This window comes from Desulfosporosinus sp. BICA1-9 (assembly GCF_000802135.1).
Map to the genome: position 1 here is coordinate 20,748 of NZ_JUEE01000108.1, position 7,174 is coordinate 27,921.

Here is a 7,174-nt window from a genome sequence, read left to right on the forward strand (position 1 = left end):
CCGTCCTTGACTATATAGTCTTGGGCGGGTTTTTTTTGTGCCGTCCACGGATGGACTAATGCCGCGGTGCCATGGATGGCAAGGAGCGGCCGCCCAAAGGTATAGACCGAGCCTAAACGAAGCCAAGGAACTAGCAGCACATTATAAGCTCATACCAGTCAGCCGTGAGATTTTTTCGGATGTCAGGACACCGATGGAGGTGTTGAAAATCCTCAAAAACGTCAGCCGTCACTGTTTTATGCTGGAAAGTCTAGAGAGTCCCGAAAAATGGGGACGCTACACATTTTTGGGGTTTGACCCAAAACTGGAACTGACTTGTACAAACGGAGTCATCAACATCAATTCTGGCACAGAAATTACTGTGAACACTCAACATCCCCGTGAGTATATCCAACAGATTCTTGACGAGAACAAAAGTCCCCGGTTCGATTATTTACCGCCCTTCACTGGCGGTCTTGTAGGATATTTTTCCTATGATTATATCAAGTACAATGAACCGTCGCTAAAGCTGGACGCCGAGGATCAAGAATGTTTTAAGGACGTAGACCTGATGCTCTTTGACAAGGTGATCGCCTTTGATCATCTGAAACAGAAAATTATTCTTATAGCCAATGTAAAAAGCGAAGAACTGGATTCAGGTTATAACAAGGCCGTTATGGAAATTGAAAGCATTGTAAAGCTTATTAAACACGGTGCTTATCTAGAGCCACAACCCGCTAAGATAACCTCTGAATTCCGCCCTTTGTTTAAGGAAAACGAGTATTGCACTATGGTGAACAAGGCGAAGCATTACATTCGTGAAGGAGATATATTCCAGGTTGTGCTGTCCAATCGCTTTGAAGCGGATTTTGAAGGTAGCCTCCTCAATGCCTACCGTGTTTTGAGAACCTTAAACCCATCGCCCTACATGTTCTATATCTCCAGCGATGATCTTGAAATCGCCGGTGCTTCCCCTGAAACCCTAGTAAAGCTTCAAGATGGCAGCCTCTACACTTTCCCACTGGCAGGCACAAAACCAAGAGGGAAGACAGATGAAGAGGATCTTCAGAATGAACAGGATTTACTCTCTGACCCAAAAGAATTGGCCGAACACAATATGCTGGTGGATTTGGGTAGGAACGACCTTGGTAGAATCAGTAAATTCGGAACGGTCAACGTAGAAAACTATTTGTCCATCGAGCGCTTCTCACATGTTATGCACATTGGCTCTACGGTGCGGGGGGAGATACGGGACGATAAAAACGCCTTAGATGCCTTAGACGCAGTGTTGCCTGCAGGAACTCTCTCCGGCGCACCCAAAATCCGAGCCTGTGAGATTATCAACGAACTTGAAAACAATAAGCGAGGCATTTACGGTGGTGCCATCGGGTACATTGATTTCACAGGTAATCTGGATACCTGCATTGCAATCCGCATTGTCTTTAGGAAAAACGGCAAGGTTTTTGTTCGATCCGGCGCTGGAATCGTTGCCGACAGTGTACCGGAAAACGAGTATCAGGAATGTATCAACAAAGCTCAAGCGGTTATGAACGCCCTGAAACTGTCTGAGGAGGAGATCGACTGATGATTCTTTTAATTGATAACTATGACAGTTTTTCCTATAACCTGTATCAACTGATCGGCTCCATTAATCCGGACATTAAGGTTATCCGTAACGATGAGCTGAGTATACCTGAAATTGAGGCGTTGGCACCCGAGGCCATAATCCTTTCCCCGGGTCCTGGCAGACCGGTTGATGCCGGAGTATGTGTCGAGAGTTCTAGATATTTCGCAGGTAAAATTCCCGTTTTCGGAGTTTGCCTTGGGCATCAGTCTATTTGCGAGGCATTTGGGGCCACTGTCTCTTATGCCCAGGAGCTAATGCACGGTAAACAGTCAAAAATAAAAATTGATACCGACTATCCGCTTTTTGCCAGATTACCCGAAACTATCAAGGGTGCGCGGTATCATTCACTAGCTGCAATTGAAGACACCATACCTAGTGAACTCAGGATAATCGCCCGTACGGACGACGGGGAGATCATGGCTGTTAAACACAGAGATTTTGAAGTGTATGGAGTTCAATTTCATCCAGAGTCGATCCTAACACCCCAGGGCAGAACCATCATGGAGAATTTTTTAGGAGGGGATCAAACATGATCGTTGAAGCAATACACAAGGTCATTAAAGGAGAGGATCTAGATTTTGAGGCTGCAAAGGCGGTAATGGGTGAAATGATGGATGGGACCGCCACCCATGGCCAAATGGGTGCTTTTCTCACGGCACTGCGGATGAAGGGTGAGAGTATCGATGAAATCACCGGCAGCGCTATGGCAATGCGCGAAAAGGCCATCCACCTCAATCAGGAGACGTATGATGTCATGGATATTGTGGGCACCGGTGGTGACGAGGTAGGAACCTTTAACATCTCCACGACCACTGCCTTTATCGTCGCAGCTGGGGGCGTACCTGTGGCGAAGCATGGCAACCGCAGTGTATCTAGTAAAAGCGGTGCGGCCGATGTCTTAGAGAAGTTGGGAATTAATATAGCCATTGCCGCTGAGCATAGCCGAAAAATATTAAAAGAAATCAATCTTTGTTTTATGTTTGCCCAAACCTATCACAGCTCGATGAAACACTGTGCTCCCGTGCGACGGGAAATGGGAGTCCGCACAATATTTAATATCTTAGGACCTCTGGCCAACCCCGCCGGGGCAAATATGCAGTTGATGGGCGTCTATGACGAAAACCTTGTGGAACCTTTAGCCAGGGTGCTCTCGAATCTCGGTGTCAAGCATGGCATGGTGGTCCATGGTTGCGACGGTTTGGACGAGGCAACTCTTACGACTAGGACTAAGGTCTGCGAAATACAAAAGGGTGTTTTAAACGGTTATTACATCGACCCAGAGGAGTTGGGTCTAAAACTTTGTACCTTAGCTGAGCTGATCGGGGGCGACGCTGAGGAGAATGCCAAAATTACCCACAGTATTTTAAATGGCACTGAGCAAGGTGCCAAGCGTGATGTTGTCGTACTCAACGCAGCACTGTGTCTGTATCTGGCCGGTAAGGCAGCGACCATTAAGAGCGCGATACCCCTTGCTAAGGACCTCATTGACAGCGGCGCAGCTATCAAGAAACTTGAAGAATTCGTGAGACTTTCCAACGAGGTGAGGGGATGATTCTAGAAAAAATAGCAACCCGAACCGTTGAGCGGGTTGTTGAACTGAAACAAATAAAACCGCTGGAGTACGTCATTTCAGAGGCAAAAGCCTTAGACCCAAACACCGGCTTTCCCTTTGAAAAGGCTCTGAGAGCAGAGGGCTTATCGTTTATCTGCGAGTTAAAAAAGGCTTCACCTTCTCAAGGAATTATTGCTCAGGATTTTCCCTATTTGCAGATTGCTCAGGAATATGTTGCGGCGGGTGCTGCGGCTATTTCAGTTCTCACGGAGCCCTATTGGTTTCATGGTCAAGATCGGTACCTTAGAGAAATCAGTCAAAAAGTGGAGATTCCCATCTTGCGTAAGGATTTTATCGTGGACGACTATCAAATTTATGAGTCGAAGATCATCGGTGCCTCGGCGATTCTTCTGATTTGTGCCCTGCTGAACACCGATACCATGAAAGACTATCTGGATATCGCCCACAGCTTAGGCTTGTCCGTCCTTGTAGAAGCTCATACGGAAGAAGAAGTCAGATCAGCGTTGGCTGCGGGGGCCAGAGTGATCGGGGTCAATAATCGCAACCTGAAGACCTTTGAGGTTGACATCACTACCAGCATAAGGCTTCGCGGCTTGGTTACTGAAGACATCCTCTTCATCTCGGAAAGCGGCATAAAATCCCCTGAGGATGTGGCAAGGCTGAAAGCGAATAAGACCGATGCTGTTCTGATCGGGGAAAGCTTAATGCGCAGCGCTAATAAAAAAGAACAGCTAGCCATCTTGAGAGGTGAACGTGGCATTCCAAGAGGTGAAGGGGTTTAATGAAGATAAAAATTTGCGGATTGTTCCGAGACTGCGACATCGACTATGTTAACGAGGCCATGCCCGATTTTATCGGATTTGTTTTCGCTAAAAGCCGTCGTCAAGTCAGTATAGAGTGGGCAGAAGCCATGCGTCCTAGACTCAGGTCAGAGATCACACCAGTTGGTGTATTTGTCAATGAGTCGTTGGCGAAGGTGGCCAAACTATTAAAGGATAACATCATCGCAATGGCCCAACTGCATGGGGAGGAGAATGAAAATTATATCCAAGCCTTAAAAGCACTGACCAACAAGCCCATCATCAAGGCCGTTCGCGTTTTATCCTGCGAGGATATAGTGGCAGCGCAGCATACCTTGGCAGACTATCTGCTGCTCGACAACGGAGCAGGTGGAACGGGTGAGAGTTTCGATTGGAGTCTAGTCCGTCAGGTGAAGCAACAGAAACCCTTTTTTCTGGCTGGTGGGTTAAAGGCAGACAATATTGAACAGGCAATCGCAGCTACCAAGCCTTACACTGTAGATTTAAGCAGCGGGGTGGAAACTGACGGTATGAAGGATAGAGATAAAATTTTAGAAATAGTTAGGAGAATGCGAAATGGCTAAAGGCAGATACGGCATTCACGGAGGCCAATACATTCCAGAGAGCTTGATGAATGAAATCATTAATTTAGAAAAAGCCTATGAACACTTTAAAAATGATCCGGAGTTCAACGCAGAGCTGAACAAATTGCTGTCTGAATATGCAGGCAGACCGTCCTTGCTCTACTATGCGGAGAAGATGACCAAGGATTTAGGGGGCGCTAAAATCTACTTAAAGCGTGAGGACCTAAACCATACTGGCTCACACAAAATCAATAACGTGCTAGGACAGGTTCTGATGGCTAAGAAAATGGGCAAAACACGCGTCATTGCTGAAACAGGTGCCGGTCAGCACGGTGTTGCTACGGCCACTGCGGCGGCGCTTCTCGGTTTAGAATGTGAGATTTTCATGGGCAAGGAAGATACGGACAGACAGGCTCTAAACGTCTACCGTATGCAGCTTTTAGGCGCCAAAGTTCATCCGGTTACGAGCGGCACCATGACTTTAAAAGATGCGGTGAACGAAACGATGCGGGAATGGACGGCCCGTGTTCATGACACCCATTATGTTTTGGGTTCAGTGATGGGTCCCCACCCATTTCCGATGATGGTCCGCGATTTTCAGAGTGTGATTAGTCAAGAAGCGAGAGAGCAGATCCTAAAACTTGAGGGCAGACTTCCCGATGCTGTGGTTGCCTGCGTAGGGGGTGGCAGCAACGCCATCGGAATGTTTTATAACTTCATCGGTGATCAAACCATTAAGTTAATTGGCTGCGAGGCAGCGGGACACGGTCTTCATACCGAAAAACATGCCGCTACCATTGCTAAAGGAAGATTAGGCGTATTCCATGGCATGAAGTCGTATTTCTGCCAGGATGACTTTGGGCAAATTTCTCCGGTCTATTCCATCTCTGCCGGTCTTGACTATCCTGGGATTGGACCAGAACATGCCAACCTTCACGACACAGGCCGGGCAGAGTATGTGCCCATAAGCGATGACGAGTCAGTCGAAGCCTTCGAATATTTGGCACGAACAGAGGGCATTATCTGCGCTATCGAGAGCGCCCATGCTATTGCCCATGTGCAGAAAATTGCCGGGACAATGAGCAAGGACCAAATCATAATCGTATGTTTGTCAGGACGTGGGGATAAGGACGTTGCCGCCATCGCGCGCTACAAGGGGGTAAGTATCGATGAGTAAAATTGCACAGGCTTTTAAAAATGGCAAGGCGTTTATTGGATTTATCACGGGCGGAGATCCTTCCATGGAAAAGAGCGAGGAGTTTATCATGGAAATGGTCAGGGGTGGCGCGGATTTAGTGGAAATCGGCATCCCGTTCTCAGATCCGATGGCTGAGGGTCTGGTTATTCAAGAGGCGAATATCCGTGCGCTGTCTGAGGGTGCAACTGTTGACAAGATTTTTGACCTGGTGGCCTCTGTGCGCCAAAAGACCGAAGTGCCGCTCGCTTTTATGACCTACTTAAACCCCGTCTTTAACTACGGGTACCCCCGTTTTTTCGCCCGCTGTGCTGAGTTGGGTGTTGACGGCATCATCATCCCTGATTTGCCTTTTGAGGAAAAGGGTGAACTGACTGACGTTGCCGCAGGGTTTGGAGTAGACGTTATCTCCTTAATCGCGCCCACATCGGAACAGCGTATTGAGCAGATTGCGAAGGAGGCAACCGGCTTTATCTACGTGGTTTCCTCCATGGGCGTTACGGGGATGAGAAGTGAGATTAAAACCGACCTACCGGCCATATTAGAGGTCATCAGGGGTTCCAGTTCTATTCCTACCGCCATTGGCTTCGGGATCAACACCCCTAAACAGGCCGGAGAAATCGCAAAAATTGCGGATGGCGTGATTGTAGGGAGCGCAATCGTTAAAATTATCGAGAAGCACGGCGAAAATGCTGGCTCATATATTTATGACTATGTCAGAAGCATGAAAAGCGCTGTAAGGGAACTGGATTAATTGGGGAACTAAATTGACAGAAGGAGTGAGGGCATAATGGTGTTTGTCTTAAAACCAAACGTAACGAGGGATCAGATTGATGCCTTCATTCATAAATTTGAATCCGACGGCTTTTCCACAATCCTTAGCACCGGGACAGAGCATACCGTGGTCTGTCTAATCGGCAACACAGCTAAAGTGGATGTGGATCATATTGCCAATACTAACGACATCGTTGAATATGGCAAACGCGTAACCGAGCCCTATAAGGCGGTTAACAGAATCGTTCACCCTGAAAATACCACTGTGAAGGTGGGCAATGTCAGCATTGGCGAGGGATACTTTACGGTCATCGCTGGCCCCTGCTCGGTGGAGAGTGAGGAGCAAATCATGGAGGTTGCCAAATCCGTGCAACGCAGCGGTGCAAGCATCATGCGCGGCGGCGTATTCAAACCGCGCACCTCGCCCTACGCCTTTCAGGGCTTGCAAGAAGAAGGCTTGAAAATGCTTGTGGCGGCAAAAAAGGCGACTGGGCTTCCCATTATCACAGAAATCATGAATCAAACCCAGATCCCTTTGCTGGACGAAGTGGATATTATCCAGATCGGGGCTAGGAATATGCAGAACTTTGACTTGCTTAAAGAAGTGGGCAAATGTAGAAAGCCGATCCTCCTGAAACGAGG

Annotated in this window: 7 protein-coding genes and 1 pseudogene; all 8 read left to right on the forward strand. The window is 47.8% G+C overall.

Translation table 11 applies throughout. The features are described from left to right. The first annotated feature begins 58 nt into the window (after positions 1-58). On the forward strand, positions 59-1,564 hold the full coding sequence (gene trpE, locus JL57_RS13840) for an anthranilate synthase component I (RefSeq protein WP_045691301.1): 1,506 nt from the start codon (positions 59-61) through the stop codon (positions 1,562-1,564). Beyond that, the gene (locus JL57_RS13845; RefSeq protein WP_034142630.1) at positions 1,564-2,139 is read left to right on the forward strand and encodes an aminodeoxychorismate/anthranilate synthase component II; all 576 of its coding nucleotides are present in this window, start codon (positions 1,564-1,566) and stop codon (positions 2,137-2,139) included. Before trpE ends, JL57_RS13845 begins: the two co-directional genes overlap by 1 nt. Continuing rightward, positions 2,136-3,158: an anthranilate phosphoribosyltransferase gene (gene trpD / locus JL57_RS13850; protein ID WP_034142631.1), complete on the forward strand. Its 1,023-nt coding sequence runs from the start codon at positions 2,136-2,138 to the stop codon at positions 3,156-3,158. Before JL57_RS13845 ends, trpD begins: the two co-directional genes overlap by 4 nt. Then, positions 3,155-3,961, forward strand: a complete 807-nt coding sequence (gene trpC / locus JL57_RS13855) for an indole-3-glycerol phosphate synthase TrpC (protein ID WP_034142632.1) — start codon at positions 3,155-3,157, stop codon at positions 3,959-3,961. The genes trpD and trpC overlap by 4 nt, the downstream gene beginning before the upstream one ends. After that, entirely contained in the window at positions 3,961-4,563 is a 603-nt protein-coding gene (locus tag JL57_RS13860; protein WP_034142633.1) for a phosphoribosylanthranilate isomerase, read from the forward strand. Before trpC ends, JL57_RS13860 begins: the two co-directional genes overlap by 1 nt. Continuing rightward, positions 4,556-5,740 carry a tryptophan synthase subunit beta gene (trpB, locus tag JL57_RS13865; RefSeq protein ID WP_034142634.1) on the forward strand — a complete coding sequence of 395 codons (1,185 nt, stop codon included), beginning with the start codon at positions 4,556-4,558 and terminating at the stop codon, positions 5,738-5,740. The genes JL57_RS13860 and trpB overlap by 8 nt, the downstream gene beginning before the upstream one ends. Then, positions 5,733-6,512 carry a tryptophan synthase subunit alpha gene (trpA, locus tag JL57_RS13870; protein WP_034142635.1) on the forward strand — a complete coding sequence of 260 codons (780 nt, stop codon included), beginning with the start codon at positions 5,733-5,735 and terminating at the stop codon, positions 6,510-6,512. Before trpB ends, trpA begins: the two co-directional genes overlap by 8 nt. A gap of 36 nt (positions 6,513-6,548) precedes the next feature. After that, positions 6,549-7,174: pseudogene (locus tag JL57_RS13875) on the forward strand (3-deoxy-7-phosphoheptulonate synthase); the annotation flags it as partial.